The 16,641-nt window shown below is 58.1% G+C and carries 17 protein-coding genes; 8 read left to right on the top strand and 9 right to left on the bottom strand.

Features of this window, described 5'->3' with window-relative positions; all coding sequences use genetic code 11:
- Positions 1 to 25 precede the first annotated feature (25 nt).
- Positions 26 to 979 (top strand): tRNA dihydrouridine synthase, encoded by a 954-nt coding sequence (locus tag I2G40_RS03695; RefSeq protein WP_195544214.1) that lies wholly within the window; start codon positions 26 to 28, stop codon positions 977 to 979.
- A 149-nt stretch (positions 980 to 1,128) separates the two neighbouring features.
- Here the strand turns inward: I2G40_RS03695 and I2G40_RS03700 are convergent, their stop codons facing one another.
- The 3 genes from I2G40_RS03700 to I2G40_RS03710 all read right to left on the bottom strand — a co-directional run bounded on the left by I2G40_RS03700 (position 1,129) and on the right by I2G40_RS03710 (position 3,353).
- Entirely contained in the window at positions 1,129 to 1,395 is a 267-nt protein-coding gene (locus I2G40_RS03700) for a ribbon-helix-helix protein, CopG family (protein WP_195544215.1), read from the bottom strand.
- Between the two features lie 833 nt (positions 1,396 to 2,228).
- Complete coding sequence (locus I2G40_RS03705; RefSeq protein WP_195544216.1) at positions 2,229 to 2,474, bottom strand: glutaredoxin family protein; 246 nt, start codon at positions 2,472 to 2,474, stop codon at positions 2,229 to 2,231.
- Positions 2,475 to 2,525: 51 nt separating this feature from the next.
- Complete coding sequence (locus I2G40_RS03710) at positions 2,526 to 3,353, bottom strand: TipAS antibiotic-recognition domain-containing protein (protein WP_195544217.1); 828 nt, start codon at positions 3,351 to 3,353, stop codon at positions 2,526 to 2,528.
- A gap of 141 nt (positions 3,354 to 3,494) precedes the next feature.
- On the opposite strand from I2G40_RS03710, the gene I2G40_RS03715 reads away from it, so the two are divergent.
- Positions 3,495 to 4,232, top strand: a complete 738-nt coding sequence (locus I2G40_RS03715; RefSeq protein ID WP_229090639.1) for an SAM-dependent methyltransferase — start codon at positions 3,495 to 3,497, stop codon at positions 4,230 to 4,232.
- Positions 4,233 to 4,344: 112 nt separating this feature from the next.
- On the top strand, positions 4,345 to 5,559 hold the full coding sequence (locus I2G40_RS03720; protein ID WP_195544219.1) for a MalY/PatB family protein: 1,215 nt from the start codon (positions 4,345 to 4,347) through the stop codon (positions 5,557 to 5,559).
- Positions 5,560 to 5,654: 95 nt separating this feature from the next.
- Here the strand turns inward: I2G40_RS03720 and I2G40_RS03725 are convergent, their stop codons facing one another.
- The 3 genes from I2G40_RS03725 to I2G40_RS03735 are packed head-to-tail and all read right to left on the bottom strand — an operon-like array spanning position 5,655 to position 8,980.
- Entirely contained in the window at positions 5,655 to 6,134 is a 480-nt protein-coding gene (locus I2G40_RS03725) for a pyridoxamine 5'-phosphate oxidase family protein (protein WP_195544220.1), read from the bottom strand.
- Positions 6,135 to 6,174: 40 nt separating this feature from the next.
- Entirely contained in the window at positions 6,175 to 7,302 is a 1,128-nt protein-coding gene (locus tag I2G40_RS03730) for an ATP-binding protein (RefSeq protein ID WP_195544221.1), read from the bottom strand.
- A 19-nt stretch (positions 7,303 to 7,321) separates the two neighbouring features.
- Positions 7,322 to 8,980, bottom strand: coding sequence for a substrate-binding periplasmic protein (locus I2G40_RS03735; RefSeq protein ID WP_195544222.1), 1,659 nt, complete (start codon positions 8,978 to 8,980; stop codon positions 7,322 to 7,324).
- 198 nt (positions 8,981 to 9,178) lie between these two features.
- Between I2G40_RS03735 and I2G40_RS03740 the strand changes: the two genes are divergently transcribed.
- The 3 genes from I2G40_RS03740 to I2G40_RS03750 all read left to right on the top strand — a co-directional run bounded on the left by I2G40_RS03740 (position 9,179) and on the right by I2G40_RS03750 (position 11,604).
- Entirely contained in the window at positions 9,179 to 9,604 is a 426-nt protein-coding gene (locus I2G40_RS03740) for a potassium channel family protein (protein WP_117746142.1), read from the top strand.
- Between the two features lie 36 nt (positions 9,605 to 9,640).
- Entirely contained in the window at positions 9,641 to 10,174 is a 534-nt protein-coding gene (locus I2G40_RS03745; protein ID WP_195544223.1) for an LOG family protein, read from the top strand.
- Between the two features lie 125 nt (positions 10,175 to 10,299).
- Positions 10,300 to 11,604, top strand: coding sequence for a chloride channel protein (locus I2G40_RS03750; protein ID WP_195544224.1), 1,305 nt, complete (start codon positions 10,300 to 10,302; stop codon positions 11,602 to 11,604).
- An 87-nt stretch (positions 11,605 to 11,691) separates the two neighbouring features.
- Here the strand turns inward: I2G40_RS03750 and I2G40_RS03755 are convergent, their stop codons facing one another.
- The 3 genes from I2G40_RS03755 to I2G40_RS03765 are packed head-to-tail and all read right to left on the bottom strand — an operon-like array spanning position 11,692 to position 13,672.
- Positions 11,692 to 12,375 (bottom strand): ABC-2 transporter permease, encoded by a 684-nt coding sequence (locus tag I2G40_RS03755; protein ID WP_195544225.1) that lies wholly within the window; start codon positions 12,373 to 12,375, stop codon positions 11,692 to 11,694.
- An 11-nt stretch (positions 12,376 to 12,386) separates the two neighbouring features.
- On the bottom strand, positions 12,387 to 13,268 hold the full coding sequence (locus I2G40_RS03760; protein WP_195544226.1) for an ABC transporter ATP-binding protein: 882 nt from the start codon (positions 13,266 to 13,268) through the stop codon (positions 12,387 to 12,389).
- A gap of 23 nt (positions 13,269 to 13,291) precedes the next feature.
- A complete protein-coding gene (locus I2G40_RS03765; protein ID WP_195544227.1) occupies positions 13,292 to 13,672 on the bottom strand; it encodes a GntR family transcriptional regulator in 381 nt (126 codons plus the stop codon).
- A 472-nt stretch (positions 13,673 to 14,144) separates the two neighbouring features.
- Here I2G40_RS03765 and I2G40_RS03770 point away from each other — a divergent pair, with 472 nt between their 5' ends.
- Together I2G40_RS03770 and I2G40_RS03775 are read left to right on the top strand one after the other, a co-directional pair.
- Positions 14,145 to 15,758, top strand: coding sequence for a peptide chain release factor 3 (locus I2G40_RS03770; RefSeq protein WP_055286676.1), 1,614 nt, complete (start codon positions 14,145 to 14,147; stop codon positions 15,756 to 15,758).
- 155 nt (positions 15,759 to 15,913) lie between these two features.
- Complete coding sequence (locus tag I2G40_RS03775) at positions 15,914 to 16,636, top strand: VUT family protein (RefSeq protein ID WP_229090641.1); 723 nt, start codon at positions 15,914 to 15,916, stop codon at positions 16,634 to 16,636.
- The last annotated feature ends 5 nt before the right edge of the window (positions 16,637 to 16,641 follow it).

A 16,641-nucleotide genomic window follows, 5' to 3' on the forward strand; every position in this document is an offset into this window, starting at 1 on the left:
GTTCGTTGATATGAGAGAAGAGTAGATGATTCTATCGTTGGCCCCTATGGAGGGGATTACCGGGCATGTGTTCCGTCGCGTGCATGCGGAGTGCTTCGGCGCGCTCGATTGCTATTACACGCCGTTTTTGCCGCCGCCGCGGGTGGGAAACCGCTTTGGCGGCAAGGCGTTTAAGGAGATCGATCCTGCCAATAACCAGGGGCTCAACGTAGTGCCTCAGCTGATGTCCAAGAACGCGGACGAGTTTGTGTGGGCGGCACAGGTGCTCGCCGACATGGGCTACCGCGAGGTCAATCTCAACTTGGGTTGCCCTTCGGGAACGGTTGTCGCCAAGGGCAAGGGCTCGGGTTTCTTGCGCAATCTCGACGAGCTCGAGGCGTTCTTAAGCGATGTGTGCGAGCGGTCGCCGTTGCCGGTATCGGTCAAAACTAGGCTGGGGCTCGAGGACGACGACGAGTATGAGCGCGTGCTCGATCTGTATTGCCGCATGCCGCTAACAGAGCTGATCGTGCATCCGCGCGTACAGAAGGACCGTTATACAGGCTCACCGCGCAAAGAGTTCTATGGCGAGACGCTGGAACGCGCGCCGTTTCCGGTGGCATACAACGGCGATATTTTTGATCTTGAGGATATGGATGCGCTGGTGGAGGCCTATCCCGGGACACGCCATGTGATGCTGGGGCGTGGCTTGCTTGCGAATCCCGCTCTCGCTCGCATGGTCAAGGGCGGCCCTGCTGCCACGGCAGCCGAACTGCAGCGTTTCCACGACACGCTGTTTGCGGCCTATGCAGAAGAGATTGGCGGTAACGCGGTCTTTCGTATGAAGGAGTGGTGGTTCTACGCCAAGTGCGCTTTCGTCGACCCCGCTACCGTTCACAAGCTCGTACGTAAGACCAAAAAGGTCGACGAATACCGCGCCGCCGTCGAGCGGGTCTTTCGCGAGCAGCCACTCGCACCCATAGCTCGCTTCCGCGGCTAGTTAGACATCGGGGACGTTCTTTAGCGACTAGTCATTTAAGAACGTCCCCGATGACTACCCGCAAAAACTGTACACCAGCATCCAAAGATGTCGAAAGATGTCGACTTTGGATGCTGGCGTATATGTTTGGGTCGGCGGGGGAGTTGAGTTTAGGCAATCATTGCATCGAGCGTGATGAGCTCCCTGAGTCGCTCCGTGCGTGTTTGCCCATGGCGCTTTGCTTTTGCGTCAAAGGCTTCAAGGACCGATTCGCCCACACGTGCCGATAAAACAACGCTTGGCTCATCGGAGATCGACGGCCTTCCCAGCTTGATGGTGCGACCCTTCGGCCATTCATCTTTTTCGTATGCCTCTGCGGCTTTCTCCAACTCTCCGGGGGCAAACCCCATCTTTTTTTCGAGCTGCTTAGCGTCCATAGCGTCTCCTATCGATCGGCATAATGTCGAGCACAGGTCAACGGATAATCTTTTTGTATACAGTCTTGTAGACAAAAAAACAAACAGTTTATCAGGCTAATTAGCTTGTTTTGACCCGCGTGTTCGATAGAAAATGAGCATTGACGGCTTCGATACTCCTTTGCTTTTCAGCCTGGAATTTGGATGCTCATTGAACTTCCGGAGGGGAGCGCTTTATTAAGCTATCGAGATTCTGGGCAGGAGCTCTCACTGGTCTTCGATAATGGGACCAGCTTAATTCGCGACACAGTGTGTCGCGAATGGGAGTAGTCGTTAGGTGTCCTTCAATGGCTAATCATATAAGAACGTCCAAGTGCCGGATTTTGTCATTTAGTGTCGTCCTCAGCGGCTATTCTGGAGGGTCGTGGTCAAAAAAGGGCAAATATGAGTACTGTTGCCATTATAGTTGCATTTATTTGCTATAAATTGTAGCTCCTGATGAGATTTGTTCCCATTAAGAGCTACTTTTATTGAACATATGAGGAGAAATAACGTCGTCTGCGGACGAGTGGAACGTTGAATAGTTCCTGAAGTGATCAAAATCGCTGCTACTAAACAGGTAGCAGTACTCATATTTGCCCTTTTTTGACCACAGCCCTCTCGGAAACCTTTCCAGAGGCGTCAAACAGCCATAATCCAAAGGTCTCCTCAAACAATTAGCCGGCCAAGAGCGTCCATGACTACCAAAAAGCTGTACGCCAGCATCCAAAGATGTCGAAAAATGTCGACTTTGGATGCTGGCGTACATGTTTGGGTCGTATGGGTTGGGGCCCTGGACGGACAGAGCGTGCGTACTAGAGCAGGTTTTCCTGCACCCACGCGATGATGTCGCTCGATTCGTAGAGTGGTTTGCCGTCGATGAACAGGCAGGGAACCTGGCGTTTTCCGCCGACGGCGATGAGTGTCTGTTCGGCATCGGAATCGGTCGAGATATTGCGCTCGGGAATGGTCACGCCGTTATCGGCCAGGAAGCGCTTGACTTTTATGCAGTACGGGCAGCCGGTCATAACGTACAGCGTGAGCTCATGATCAGTAGCCATAGGTCTCCAATCGGTTGAGGTTTTGATTGAAATACCCAAAGCCGCCGCGGTCTATGCGCGGGCCAGTGACGACTCGATGGCCTGTACCAGAAACGCCGTGGCTCCGGTGCCGCAGGGCTTGTCGTAGTAGTCAACAAAGCGCTGGTCGGCAAGATAGCCGTGGGCGAGGCCCAGGTATGCTTCGTTCTGGGGCTCGTGTCCCCAGTTAAGGCCAATCCATCGACGGTGCATCGTGACAAGCTTGCGGGCCTCGTTGCTCTCTGGGTCGCCAATGCCCATGGCAATCGAGAGCTGGCCCAGAATAGCGCGTTCAAGTTCCTTCATGTCGTTCCATGTCTCGGGGTCCATGTCCAGCAGCGCTTCGTTTGCCGCGTCGATGGTCTCGTCGCCATAGCGCGCCCGTGCCTCGGCGCCGTAGCGCTCTTCGTTTTCCTGCACGGAGCGCCAGCGCTCCAGTTGCGGCAGGACGGCGCCCATGAGCGAGACGGCTTCGTCGAGCGACATGCCGGTGTTTTGCGCCAGGCGCGGGGCACAGTCCTCGATCATTGCCTCCATCGTGGTGTCGTAGGCGTACTGGCCGTGGTCGTAGCACCACTTGCAGTAATGATCGGTCGCGGCGCCCGTGGCATCGGTGCCGCAGTCGCCGGGCGTGAGTATCATGCCGCAGCTCTGGCAATAGTGCTCGGGCATTTCGAGCAGGTGAGACAGGGGCTCGCCGGTCACGGCGGCAATGAGCTTCATCATGTCGATGCCCGGTGTGACCTCGCCGCGTTCCCAACGGCTGACGGCTTGGCGTGTGACGAAGAGCTTAGCGGCGAGCTGCTCCTGGGTAAGGTGATGGGCGCGACGAACGGCGATGAGCTTTTCTGCAAAGGCCATAACGGCTCCTTTCTGCTGGTTGATGGCTTAAGCATACGCGGCGGCAGGCGCCCTTCCAAGCAACCGTTGGTTGCACGACGGGGGACCGCGGCGAAGAATTGCGCGCTGCGCCCCACGCCTCCATGCCGTACAATGACCGGCATGGAACCTATCGCACGCATACATACCGACCTGCCGCAGAAGTTCGGCATTCCGCGCAACAGCTTTTTGGCGCCTCATCTGCAGGGACGCATCGTTTTTGAGCCGGAATTTGCCTCCAATGCAGCGGTTGAGGGTCTGGACTTCTTCTCTCACCTGTGGCTGCTGTGGCGCTTTGAAAACGGAACGCCCGGCGGTACGGCTAAGGACATAGCTACCGATGCCAAGTCGCAAGACAGGTCCGGCACCAATGCCAGGTGGTCGAAAACCGTGCGCCCGCCGCGTCTGGGTGGAGCCGAGCGCGTGGGCGTGTTTGCCACGCGCAGTCCGTTTCGCCCTAATCCCATTGGGCTTACCTGCGTCAAGCTCGATCGCGTCGAGCTCACCGACAATGGCCCCATCATTCATGTGCTGGGGGCCGACCTGCGTGACGGCACACCCATCTACGACATTAAGCCCTACATTCCATTTGCCGACTGTCACCCGGATGCGACCGGCGGCTGGATTGAGGACGCTCCGTGGCAAGAGCTCGACGTCGAGTTCCCGCAGGCGCTGCAGGATATGGTCCCGCCCGCAAAGCTCCCCGGTCTGGTCGAGGTTCTTCGCCAAGATCCGCGCCGCGCGGGCAGCAAGCACGAGCCAAACCGCGTTTACCACTTGGCCTACGCCGGGCTCGACATATCGTTTACGGTCGATGAAACCCAGCTAACCGTAGTCGCCGTCAACGACGCGCGAGACTAACCGGCCATTCGTCCGCACCCGTCAAATTAAGCGCCAAACCCCGCGCCAAAACCGCCCACGCTGGTGGACAATAACGCCTACCGAATCATTCCGCTCTGCACGGGAGTCCAGCATGAAATATGACTTCACTTCAATCATCGACCGCCACGGCATGGACTCCATCGCCGTTGACTCTTGGGGCGAGATCCCCGGCATGGCTCCGAACGCACCCGACGAGGGCTTCGACCGCATCCCTATGTGGGTGGCCGACATGAATTTTGCCACGGTGCCCACGGTCCAGGAGTACATCATCAAGCGCGCTCAGCACCCCATGTTTGGCTACTTCAATCCGCGTCCCGAGTATTTCGATCGCATCATCGAATGGCAGAGGCGCCGCAATGGCGTTGAGGGCTTGGCACCGGAGCATATCGGCTACGAAAACGGCGTGCTGGGCGGTGTCGTGTCGACGTTGCGCGCGTATGTCCAGCCGGGCGATGCGGTGCTGGTCCATAGCCCCACCTACATCGGCTTTACCAAATCCATCGAAGCCGCGGGCTATCGTATTGTCCACAGCCCGCTTAAGCTCGACGATCAAGGCGTGTGGCGTATGGACTTTGAGGACATGGAGCACAAGCTCGCCCAAAACCACATCCATGCCGCGGTGTTCTGCTCGCCGCACAATCCCTGCGGCCGCGTATGGGAGCGCGACGAGATCGAGCGCGCCATGGACATCTATCGCCAGCACGATTGTGTGGTGATCTCGGACGAGATTTGGTCCGATATCATCCTGCCGGGGCACAAGCATATCCCGACGCAGTCGGTGAGCGAGGATGCCCGCATGCGTACGGTTGCCCTCTACGCGCCCAGCAAGACGTTCAACCTGGCGGGCTTGGTCGGCAGCTACCACATTATCTACAACGAGACGCTGCGCGACCGCATATGCGCTGTGTCTAACAAGACCCACTACAACGAGATGAATGTCCTCTCCATGCATGCGCTTATCGGTGCCTACCAGCCGCAAGGCTACGAGTGGGTGGACGAGCTCAACCAGGTGCTTGCCGGCAATATCGAGTACTTCTGCGATTACGTGGACGAGCATTTTGGGGGCGTGTCCTATTCGCGTCCGCAGGGCACGTACATGGTGTTTCTGGACTGCACCGAGTGGTGCCGCGAGCATGGCCGCGATATTCAGTGGTTGCTCGACGAGGGGGGGCGCGTGGGCGTGGGGTATCAGGACGGCCGCCCGTTCCACGGGCCCCGCCACATTCGCGTGAATCTGGCGCTGCCGCTTTCGCGCGTGAGGGAAGCGTGCGACCGCCTGGACCGCTACGTTTTTAATGCACGGTAAGCGCGCACTGCATGCGGAGCCTTCTGCCAAGTCGGCTAGAAGGCCCCGCATGGTAATGCGTCTGTAACCATTGGGCGCAGACCTGCTGCGGAGGTTTATTTTTCTTGAATCTGCTTGCCGCAAAGATGCTCAATCGTAATCTCGTAGAGCTGGACGCCCTTAATGTCCTTGGCGATTTCCTCTTCGACTTCCTCGGCAGAAGGGTAGTACTTAAGGGCGAGCTGGCGGACTTTGTCCTCGATAAACGCGGGGGTGTCATTCGCCAGGCGACAACGGCCAAAGACCACGGTACTCATAACGTAGGGAGCCCAGTCATTGTCCTTATACCACTCGTTACCGTAAACGGTAAAGCAGATCTTGTCATCGCGTTTGAGTGCGTCGACCTTGTGGCCGGCTTTGGCGCCATGGAAATAAATCTTGTCGTGCTCGGCGTCAAAGAAGTAGTTGACGGGAATGGCATAGGGGTAGCCATCATCGCCGTTGACGGCAAAGACGCCGCGCTTGCAGGTGGCGAGCAACTTGCGCGCTTCCTCGTCAGTGATGGCGCGTTTCTTTCGACGTAAGGGCCTAAACATCGTTGGCTTCCTTTCTGGTCGTGCGTGGTTGCTGCAAAAACTATAGCGAAACGGATCCGTTTTTCTTGATGCGGGCGAGTATGTTTTTGAGCTTGTTAAAGTCGAGCGGTTTGGACAGATGGGCGTTCATGCCAGCATCGTGTGCCGCCTTGGCGTCCTCGGCAAAGGCATTGGCGGTGAGCGCGATGATAGGGATATCGGCTGCATCGACCTTCTCGCTCAGACGAATCGCGCGGGTTGCCTCATAGCCGTCCATGTCCGGCATCATAATGTCCATCAGGATCGCATCGAAGCTGCCGGCGGGATGCGATAGGTACAGATCGACGACCTCGTTGCCGTTGGCGGCGCGGGTGACCACGACGCCCTCGGATTCTAGCAGCGTCTGGGCAATCTCGGCATTCAATTCGTTGTCTTCGGCGAGCAGCACGTTCATGTCGGTGAGCGAGCAGTCGGGCGCACTCTCAACCGTATTCGCCCGCGCCTGGGGATTCTCGTCGATATCGAGCGGAATCTCCACGTAGAACGAGGTGCCCACATGGAGCTCACTGGTGACTTCGATGGTGCCGCCCATCAGTTCAATAAGCGACTTGACGATTGGCATGCCCATGCCGGTTCCTTGGAACTTGCTGCGCGCATCGTCACCTTCTTGGGCAAACGGCTCATAGATATGCTGTAAAAACTTGGGAGTCATGCCAATGCCGGTATCCGAAACGCTAAAGCAAAAGAGTGCGCGCCCGTTATCGAGTGGCTTGGTCTTTGAACTAAAGGTGACGGAGCCGCCGTGCTTGTTGTACTTAATGCTGTTGTCTAACAGGTTGATCATGATCTGTCGGATATGGGTGGGACTGCCGATCATGTATGGCCCCGTGGCGTACGGCAGACTATTGTCCTGCATGGTGATGCCGTTACTGGACGCGCGGAGCTTGCACAGAACCAGCGTATTGTCACAGAGCTCTTTGAGGTTAAAAGGCGCATGCTCCAGTGTTAGCTTGCGGTCTTCGATTTTGCCCATCTCGAGGATGTCGTTGATCAGCGAGAGCAGGTGATTGGCGGCAACGCGCGCCTTGGCACGGCTCTCGCGGGCGACCTTGATATCGCCTTCCTTCAATTCCTCAATCTCGATAAGGCCCAGGATACCGTTGAGCGGCGTACGGATGTCGTGGCTCATGCGCGTGAGGAATGCCGTCTTAGCGGCGTTGGCAGCGTCGGCTTTTTTTGCGCTCGGTTCGAGCGCGCACGAGCGCCCAGATGAGCAGGACGATGCCGACCGACAACATACCGATGAGGGTAGCGGCAATGGCGGTGCGGTTGCGAAAAAGGAATTGAAGCGTGTCTGATTCCTGGGTCGTGTACGACGTGGAGGAGTAATTGCTTGCGGAGAGCGATTCTCCGGCATTGATGATGCCCTTGTTGATGATTCCCAGCAGCTCGGGCTTTCCGCGCGAAATCCAGCACGAGAGCTCACAGGTGTCAGGGAGCTCGACCGTCTCGTAGTCCTTGAGATCATGACGGTCACCGATGGTTTTTATGCGTGAGCTGGGAGCGACGATGCAGTGCGCCATTCCCTTCCTGAGGGCGTCGAACGCTTCATCGTCGGATTGGTATTCGGTCACGGTCGCTGTGGGGAACAGACTTTCAAGTGCATTTTTGTTGACAAACGATGATTTGGTACAGGCGATGTTCTGAAGGTCTTTGTTCAGGTCGCTGCCGGTGTGGATGGCGGTGAGGGATATGGTCCCCAACGATATCGACTGCACAACGCCTGATTGCTCGGCAAACCAGTAATCTCGGTATACCGGCAGCACAACGTCTATGCTTCCCTTTGACAGGGCTTTTGACATCATCTTGTAGCTATCAAAGGCGACGGTTTTGACCGTAATGCCAAATTTATCGTGCAACGTCGTCGCAAGCGATGCGAGCGAGCCTTCCATTTCGCCGTTTTCGTCTTCGTTGCAGTAGGGGAGTCTGCCCGTAATGTAGCCGAGCGTGATGGTGTTGTCATTTGTTTTGAGCCAGGAACGTTCGGGGCCGTTGAGCGATGATGAACCGCTGTTTTGGGCCGAGTAGTTAGATTTGACTTCGTCGATATAGCGTGGGTTGACGCGGGCGATTGCCGACATGGCGGCATTGATGTCGTCCATCAGGTCGGGGCGGCTTTTGGGGACGGCAAAATAGTAGTCGCTCGAACCAATGTAGAACATGGGGGAGGCGCTGGGTGACGAGGTCGTGTCGTTCATGATGATGGCATCGACCTCGTTGTTTGCGAGCGCGTCAAAGAGGGCACCGCCAGTGTTGATTTCTTTATAGGTGCAGGTAATGCCTTCGTTGGCGAGCCACTGCTGGCCAACGAAGGTTTGCATAACGCCGGGGTTGCAGCCGATGGTAAGGCCTTGGAGCGCTTGGGGGTCACCCTTGGCCAGATCGTCGCGATCGGGCTTGGCGTAGATGAAGTAGCGCTCGGTGCCCTCGGGGTTCGAGGAAAAGAGCAGCTTTTGGGCACGTTCCTCGGAGTAGGAGATGTTGGGCATGAGGTCGATCTCGCCCGCCTCGAGCATGTCCAAAAGCTCGGTGAAGGTGCCGGAGACGTATTCGTACCGCCAGCCGGGCGTGTAGTACGACAGGGTCTGGAGGTACTCGTAACCCCATCCCGAGAGACGCTCGCCGGGGGTGCCGTCCTGGAAGCCCTCGTTGTTGACGAGCCAACCAACGCGGACCGTCTTGACTGGCTGACTAGAGTCATCGGCAAAAGCCTGAACAGGCGCGATTGAACTCAGCACGGCAAGCGCGGCAAGCACAATGGTCAGGGCGCGACATATAACTGAACGAAGGGCAGTGGCAGCTCTCACATGCAATCCTAACGAATCGAGACATTACCGCATAAGGATACCAGCTCAGCCTGCCCAGTTGGCAGCTGTACCGCTAAACGCTCCCGCCCGGCAGCTGGGGACAGTCCCTTTCTGCCGGCACAAAAGGAACGTCCCTGGCTGCCGGTTGTGGGACAATACCGGGCGAACGTGATTGAGCGTCTGGGAAAAGGGGTCGCGATGAACAAGTTGAGGACGCTTGCCGATGTGCTGCGACAGGCTGGCTTTGCGCGCATCACGGGTCTGTTTCTTATCTTTTACCTGCTGTGCTCGACGGCTGTCTGGCTGTCCGAGCCTACGACCCTCACCTTTGGCGATGGACTTTGGTTTAGCTTCGAGACGGTCTCGACCATCGGCTTTGGCGACATTCCGGCCGAAACACCGGTTGCCCGCGCTATTACCGTCGTCTTGAGCGTTATTAGCATCTTCTACATCGCCATGCTCACGGGCGTGGCGGTGAACTACTGCAATACGCTCATCAAGATGCGTCAAAAGGACACCATGGCGCGCTTTATGGACGATCTTGAGCATTTGGAAGAGCTCGATCGCGACCAGCTCGCCGATCTGTCGCGCCGCGTGCGCGAATATCGGCGCCGCCAACGCTAGAGCGGGCGCCGCGCGTCACAATGAGGGGGACTGAATATGAATATCACCGTGTATCTGGGTGCCAGCGTCGGCAATGACCCGGCGTTTCTGCCCGCGGTGCAGGAGCTGGGCAACTGGATTGGCGCCAACGGCCAGGCGCTCGTGTACGGTGGGTCCAAGTCGGGACTGATGGGCGCTCTCGCCGATAGCGTACTCGAGGCAGGTGGACACGTGACGGGTGTTGAGCCGAGCTTTTTTATAGAGGCCGAATTTCAACACGACGGCATTGACGACCTCATCGTGACGAGTGATATGGCCGAGCGCAAAGCCAAGATGATTGAGCTCGGCGATGCGTTCATCGCCTTTCCCGGTGGCACGGGCACGCTCGAGGAGATTGCCGAGGTCATGTCCGCGGTGTCATTGGGGCACCTGAGCGCTCCGTGCATCCTGTATAACCTGGACGGTTACTACAACGACCTCAAGGCGCTGCTCGGGCACATGATTGATAAAGGGCTTTCGAGCCCGAGGCGCCAGCACGGCATCTACTTTGCCGACGATTTGCGCGAGATTGTCTCGATTATCAACGGATGAGTCTTGAGCCTGTCCCGCTATGGCTCCCAATGGTGCCGTTTGCGGCGCAGACGGTTGGCTCGTTCGGGCAACGCTCGCTCTACAATAAAACATAACTATGTCGACTTTGACCGCGGGAGGACCCGATGGATAACCTTGCCAAACCCACAAACCGCGCGCTGTTTTTAGTTAGCGTTGCTGTGACCGGTGCGTTCGCAGGTGCCGCGGTCTGGCTGTTCTTTTTTGCGATGGAGCACGGTATCGACTATCTGTGGACCGAGATTCCGCACGCGCTGGGCGTCGCTTCGCCCGAGCTCGCCAGCGGCCCGTTTGGCTTTTTGCCGTACCCGTTTTTTGTCTGCCTGCTGGGCGGCCTATTAATCGGTCTGTACGAAAAGATGACAGGCGCCAAGACCGATGACCTCAACCAGGTGATGGCTAAGGTTAAGCAAGACGGGCGCTACCCGTACGACAACCTGGGCAAGCTTTCGCTCGCGGCGTTGCTGCCGCTGCTGTTTGGCGGCAGCATTGGACCGGAGGCCGGTCTGACCGGTGTTATCGCGGGTCTGTGCAGCTGGGTCGGCGACCGTATGCGTTGCTTTGGCGCCGAGTTTAGGGAGCTCACGCTGCTGGGCACCCAGGCTGCCCTGACGGCGCTCTTTACCGCGCCCGTCTTTGGCTTTGTAGCACCGCTTGCCGGTAGCGCCGACGGCCAGGGCGAAGACGCCGACGATGAGTCCACGTCCGGCGAGATCACCATCAAGCTACCCAAGGTGCAAAAGACCGTGGTCTATGGCATCGCGATTGCCGGCGGTCTGGGCACCTACCTGCTGCTTGGCCAGCTTGTGGGCGGCGGCATGGGCATGCCCAGGTTCGAGTCCGCCGAGGTGGGCAACCTGGAACTTGCCTGGCTCATTCCGCTGGCGTTGGTCGGCACCGTTTGCGGCTGGCTGTACTTTGTCTCCGAGCACGCAAGCGAGGCGCTGTCTCATGCAATAGGGGAGCGTCCTGTCGTCAAAGCCATGCTGGCCGGTCTGGCGCTCGCCATCTGCGGCACGGTCCTGCCCTACACCATGTTTGCCGGCGAGACCCAGGCCGACGTGCTCATGGAAACCTACCTGACCATTCCCGCCGGCGTGCTTATCGCGACCGGTCTTGTCAAAGCCATGCTGACCCCCGCCCTCATCAACCTGGGCTGGCGCGGCGGCCACTTCTTCCCGGTTATCTTCTCGGGCGTAAGCCTGGGCTATGGCCTTGCTATCCTCACCGGCGCAGATCCGGTCTTTTGCGTCGCCGTCTGCACGGCATCGACGATGGGTGCGGTCATGCGCCAGCCGGTCATGGTCGTGGGCCTGCTGCTCATGTGCTTCCCACTCAAAGGTATCGTCTGCATGATCATCGCCGCCGTTATCGCTTCCGGCATTCCGCTGCCCAAGCCGCTGCGCAAGTAGCGCGGTGGCGCACGCCGAGGACATGCCATTTGTCACGGATTTGCGGGGGGGGGCGATCGCGTCCTTCGTGGATTGAGACTCGCGTGGCTACAGATCGCGTACTCGATAAACCTTGGTGCTGACGGTGCAGCTGATTACGCATAGCGCGAGGGCCAGTACGGCAATTCCTGCGCACAGACAGCCAAGGACGGCGGGATCGGGATTCGCTCCGGCAATCGACATGAGCCAGTTGCTGATGGGGTTGGAGGAACTCAACGTTGCCATGGTAAGGCACCCGAGCATGGCAAACAGGCCGACGGATAGGCGCAGCGCCTCCATGTGTCCAAATCGAAAGAACAGCGGCTGCGCCAAAAACACCATCATGAGGGAAATGAGCATCGAGGCTGCCGAGGCGATTGCGATTTCAAAGACCGTCTGTCCCGTCGAAGGAATGCCCGCGCTGTTGAAGAGCGGGATGGCGACGATACGCAAAAGCGTAGCTGCACATGCCATGACGGCGGAGAAGACAATAACGCTCAGGTAGCGTGCACAAATAATGTCTTTGCGCGAGAAGGGCAGCGTTGCCCGATAGCGCTCCCAGCCATTTTGATTGTCGAAGCCGGCCAGCGAGCTCATGACCATGATGGGCGACATGGCACTGACCGCGCAGGCGCCAGCGCTCATGCCGGAATCGCCATCCGACGCGTTGGCAAGAGTCAGCACGACGAAGATAAACAGGCCGACGCCCGCGATGCTCGGGATGAGCGTGCGAACGATGGCGAGTTCGGACATAAAGGCCCGTTTCATTTCGAAGCCCCTTTCAGCATGAGGCGCAGATAGTCATCAATGGTTGCCCGATCGCAGGGAATCTCGGGGAAGGCCTCGAGTGTTTCGCGACGGTTGGGTACGAGTACGTTCACGCTGTAGGCATGGCGGGCGGCGCGGGCACCTTCGACGCAAGCCATAAGCTCGGCGGCCTGTGCTTGGGTGCAGTGGGCGATGCCGGCTCGGTCGGTAATGTCCTCGCGCGGCAGGTCAAACACAATCGAGCCGTTATCGATGCAGATGACGCGGTCGGCAGCGCGATCGAGGTCGGACGTAATGTGGCTCGAGAGCAGCACGCTGTGCAGGCCGCCGGAAACAAAGGCGAGCAGTTCATCAAGCAGCTCCTCGCGTGCCATGGGATCGAGGCCCGCGGTGGCTTCGTCCAAAACGAGCAGCTTGGCCTTGTGGCTGAGTGCGCAGGCAAGCTGCAGTTTCATGCCCATGCCGCGGGAGAGGTCCTTGACCTTTGTCTTGGGATCGAGGCCAAATCGGTTGATGAATCGGGCGAACGTTTCGCGGTCCCACGTGGGGTACGCTGGGCCTACGAGCGACTCGATCTGGCCCACCTTGAGCGTGGAGGGGAAGGGGCACGTGTCCAGGACAAGACCGATGTGGGAACGCAGGCAGCGCTGCGCCTCACCGGGTGCGTCGGCGCCACAGTGCTGCTCAAACAGGTGTACCTCGCCGGCATCGAGTTTGATAAGCCCAAGCGCGGCTCGAATCGTCGTTGTTTTGCCGGCACCGTTGGCACCCACAAAGCCGACGATCTGGCCAGGCTCCACGGCAAGCGTGACGTCGCGCAGCGAAAAACGGTCACTCACATGGCGTGAGATGCCTTTGAGTTCTAAAAGGTTTTGCATGGTATAGCCTTTCTTGCAGATGGCTACTGCATGGTTTCGGGGGCTACCAGGTCGAGCATCTCGTGCAGCTTGTCGCGCGTGACGCCCAGGGCCTCGGCTTGGCTTGCCGCTTTCGCGAGCAGCTCTTCGATATGGCAGAGCTGGTTTTCACGCAAGAGCTCTTGGTTGCCGTCGGCGACAAAACAGCCCTTGCCTTGCACGGTGCAGATAAACCCGAGCTGCTCCAGGTCGGCGTAGGCGCGCTTGGTGGTGATGACGCTCACGCCAAGATCGCTCGCGAGTGCACGGATGCTGGGGAGTTTGGCTCCCGCAGCGAGCGTGCCCGATAGAATCTGAGCTTTGACTTGCGAAGCTATTTGCTCGTAGATGGGCTTGTCGCTCGAATTGGATAGGATAATGTCCACAGCGGCTCCTTAGCTGATGGGCTACACGTGTATATAACCGGTAAGCACAGTATATATACACTATGCACAGCTATGCAAGAGGTAAATAGGGATTGTCCGCTCGTTCATTCATCTCAATCTGTAACATCTGGAACCGGTTTGGACGGCTACCTGTTACAGATTGAGATTTTGCTAGCGGACCCCATTTGGTTGTCTCAATCTGTAACAACTGGAGAAGTTTTTGGCTGCTAGATGTTACAGATCGAGATCTTTCTGGGACGCCCACCTGTTTGTCTTAATCTGTAACAGGTAGAGGTTCAAAAACCGTCTAGATGTTACAGATCGAGACAAACTGCTGCGGAGTGCCGCCATCGACTGCTACCCTAGGCCCCAACTGATGAATTTGTCCTGATAGGTGCCCTATGGCGGGATTTCGCGGCTACAATAGTGCGGTTACATCGACGTAATGCACTCAATGCAAGAAAGGATCCGCATGGCAAGCCTGTCGGATGAAATCTCGTCGCGCCGCACATTCGCGATCATCAGCCACCCGGACGCCGGTAAGACCACGCTTACCGAGAAGCTGCTGCTCTATACCGGCAGTATCCAGACCGCCGGCTCGGTCAAGGGCAAGAGCTCGGCCAAGCATGCCGTCTCGGACTGGATGGACATCGAGAAGGAGCGCGGTATTTCCGTTACCTCCTCGGTGCTGCAGTTCACCTACAACGGCGCCTGCGTCAACATCCTCGATACACCCGGTCACCAGGACTTCTCGGAGGATACCTACCGTACTCTTATGGCCGCCGACGCCGCGGTCATGGTCATCGATGGCGCTAAGGGCGTCGAGGCCCAGACCAAAAAGCTCTTTAAAGTCTGCACGCTGCGCCACATTCCCATCTTTACCTTTGTGAACAAGCTCGACCACGAGGCTCGCGACCCGTTTGAGCTCATGGAAGAGATCGAGAATGTCCTGGGCATCAATACGTATCCCATGAACTGGCCGATCGGCAGCGGCCGCAACTTCCGCGGCGTGTTCGATCGTCAGACTCGTCGCGTCATTGCCTTTGAGGGCGACGGCCACGCCAACGCCACCAAGAAGGTCGCCGAGGTCGAGGCCGAGCTGGGCGATCCTTCCATGGATGAGCTCATCGGCGAGGAGAACCATAAGAACCTGATGGACGACATCGAGCTGCTCGATGGTGCCGGCGACGAGCTCGACTTGGATGCCGTGGCCTGCGGCAAGCTGAGCCCGGCGTTCTTTGGCTCGGCGCTCACCAACTTTGGCGTGGAGCCCTTCCTCAAGGAGTTCCTGCGTCTGGCCCCGACGCCGCGCGCCTATACCGATACGCTCACCAGCGAACCGGTCGATCCCTGCCGCGACGACTTTAGCGGCTTTGTGTTTAAGATCCAGGCCAACATGGACAAGAATCACCGCGACCGTATCGCCTTTGTGCGCATTTGCTCGGGCAAGTTCGAGCGCGGCATGGATGCCTTCCACGTGCAGGGCAACCGCAAGCTCAAGCTTGCCACCGGTACGTCGATGATGGCCGATGACCGCGCGATTGTTGACGAGGCGTACGCGGGCGATATCGTAGGCCTGTTCGACCCGGGTATCTTTAGCATCGGTGACACCGTGTGCTCCGGCAAGCGCCACGTGCAGTATCCGCAAATCCCGACGTTTGCCCCCGAGATGTTCGCTCGCATTACGCAGGTCGACACGCTCAAGCGCAAGCAGTTCGTCAAGGGTATGGAGGAGCTTGCCCAGGAGGGCGCCATCCAGATCTTCCGCGAGCTGGGTGCCGGCATGGAGAGCGTCATCGTGGGTGTGGTCGGCGTGCTGCAGTTTGAGGTGCTCGAGCGCCGCCTCAAGGCCGAGTACCGTGTTGAGGTTCGTCGCCAGCCGCTGCCCTATACGGACATCCGCTGGATCCAGAACGACCCCGACACTATCGATATCCCGGGCCTTTCGCTCACGCGCGACACGCTGCGTGTCGAGGATATGCGCGGCGGTAAGCTGCTGCTGTTCACGAGCCCGTGGAACGTGGATTGGGCAACCGACCACAACCCCGACCTGATCCTGTCGGAGTTTGGCAACGTAGCCTTTTAACGCATTGGCGCGGTGGTCCTGTGGGGCTGCCGCGCCGTTTGTTTGCCTTATGCCGCGCGAGCGGCTATCATACCCACGTCGTCTCAAGACCGGGACGTCCGAGCAGTTCGGGTCCGATATCCTGCTCGTTAAACCTAAAACCAAAGGAGTACATAATGATCAAGAAGGTCATGGAGGACTACAAGGTCCTGTTGCGGAGCATTCCCGCGGCAACGGTTTCGCTGTTTTTCGTAAGCGTCATCATGATGAACCTGCTGGCCAACAAAGAGCTTATCAGCCTGCCGTATCTGGCACTCGATTGCGGCTTTGTGGTGAGCTGGGTTTCGTTTTTGTGCCAGGACATGATCTGCAAGCGCTTTGGCGCCAAGGCATCCATCAAAATCTCTATCCTCGCACTGGCGGTCAACCTTGCCGTGAGCCTGTGCTTTTGGGCATGCTCGCTCACGCCCGGCATGTGGGGTGCTTACTACGACACGGGTATGATCGAGGTCAACACTGCCCTTAACGCCACCATCGGCGGCACCTGGTACGTGGTGCTGGGCTCTTCGCTGGCAATGCTCGTTTCTGCCGTGGTTAACTCCACGCTCAACCAGTCGCTCGGCCGTATGCTCAAAAAGAATAACTTTGCGAGCTTCGCCTTCCGCTCCTATGTGTCCACAGGTGTTGGCCAGTTTATCGACAACCTGGTCTTTGCCATTGTGGTGAGCCACACGTTCTTTGGTTGGACCTGGGTGCAAGTTCTTATGTGCTCGCTGACCGGCGCTGTCGCCGAGCTGCTGTGCGAGGTCTTCCTGAGCCCCGTGGGCTACAAGGTCGTGCGCGGCTGGGAGCGCGAGAACGTGGGCTCCGAGTACCTCGAGCGCCACGCAACCGCCTAAGGAGC

Origin of the sequence: Collinsella aerofaciens (assembly GCF_015558785.1) — a bacterium.
GTDB lineage: Bacteria > Actinomycetota > Coriobacteriia > Coriobacteriales > Coriobacteriaceae > Collinsella > Collinsella aerofaciens_P.

Excerpts from the sequence above, each read along its gene's own strand:
- I2G40_RS03695 (WP_195544214.1), top strand. The coding sequence starts at position 26 with ATGATTCTATCGTTGGCCCCTATGGAGGGGATTACCGGGCATGTGTTC.
- I2G40_RS03700 (WP_195544215.1), bottom strand. The coding sequence starts at position 1,395 with ATGGACGCTAAGCAGCTCGAAAAAAAGATGGGGTTTGCCCCCGGAGAG.
- I2G40_RS03705 (WP_195544216.1), bottom strand. The coding sequence starts at position 2,474 with ATGGCTACTGATCATGAGCTCACGCTGTACGTTATGACCGGCTGCCCG.
- I2G40_RS03710 (WP_195544217.1), bottom strand. The coding sequence starts at position 3,353 with ATGGCCTTTGCAGAAAAGCTCATCGCCGTTCGTCGCGCCCATCACCTT.
- I2G40_RS03715 (WP_229090639.1), top strand. The coding sequence starts at position 3,495 with ATGGAACCTATCGCACGCATACATACCGACCTGCCGCAGAAGTTCGGC.
- I2G40_RS03720 (WP_195544219.1), top strand. The coding sequence starts at position 4,345 with ATGAAATATGACTTCACTTCAATCATCGACCGCCACGGCATGGACTCC.
- I2G40_RS03725 (WP_195544220.1), bottom strand. The coding sequence starts at position 6,134 with ATGTTTAGGCCCTTACGTCGAAAGAAACGCGCCATCACTGACGAGGAA.
- I2G40_RS03730 (WP_195544221.1), bottom strand. The coding sequence starts at position 7,302 with ATGAGCCACGACATCCGTACGCCGCTCAACGGTATCCTGGGCCTTATC.
- I2G40_RS03740 (WP_117746142.1), top strand. The coding sequence starts at position 9,179 with ATGAACAAGTTGAGGACGCTTGCCGATGTGCTGCGACAGGCTGGCTTT.
- I2G40_RS03745 (WP_195544223.1), top strand. The coding sequence starts at position 9,641 with ATGAATATCACCGTGTATCTGGGTGCCAGCGTCGGCAATGACCCGGCG.
- I2G40_RS03750 (WP_195544224.1), top strand. The coding sequence starts at position 10,300 with ATGGATAACCTTGCCAAACCCACAAACCGCGCGCTGTTTTTAGTTAGC.
- I2G40_RS03755 (WP_195544225.1), bottom strand. The coding sequence starts at position 12,375 with ATGTCCGAACTCGCCATCGTTCGCACGCTCATCCCGAGCATCGCGGGC.
- I2G40_RS03760 (WP_195544226.1), bottom strand. The coding sequence starts at position 13,268 with ATGCAAAACCTTTTAGAACTCAAAGGCATCTCACGCCATGTGAGTGAC.
- I2G40_RS03770 (WP_055286676.1), top strand. The coding sequence starts at position 14,145 with ATGGCAAGCCTGTCGGATGAAATCTCGTCGCGCCGCACATTCGCGATC.
- I2G40_RS03775 (WP_229090641.1), top strand. The coding sequence starts at position 15,914 with ATGATCAAGAAGGTCATGGAGGACTACAAGGTCCTGTTGCGGAGCATT.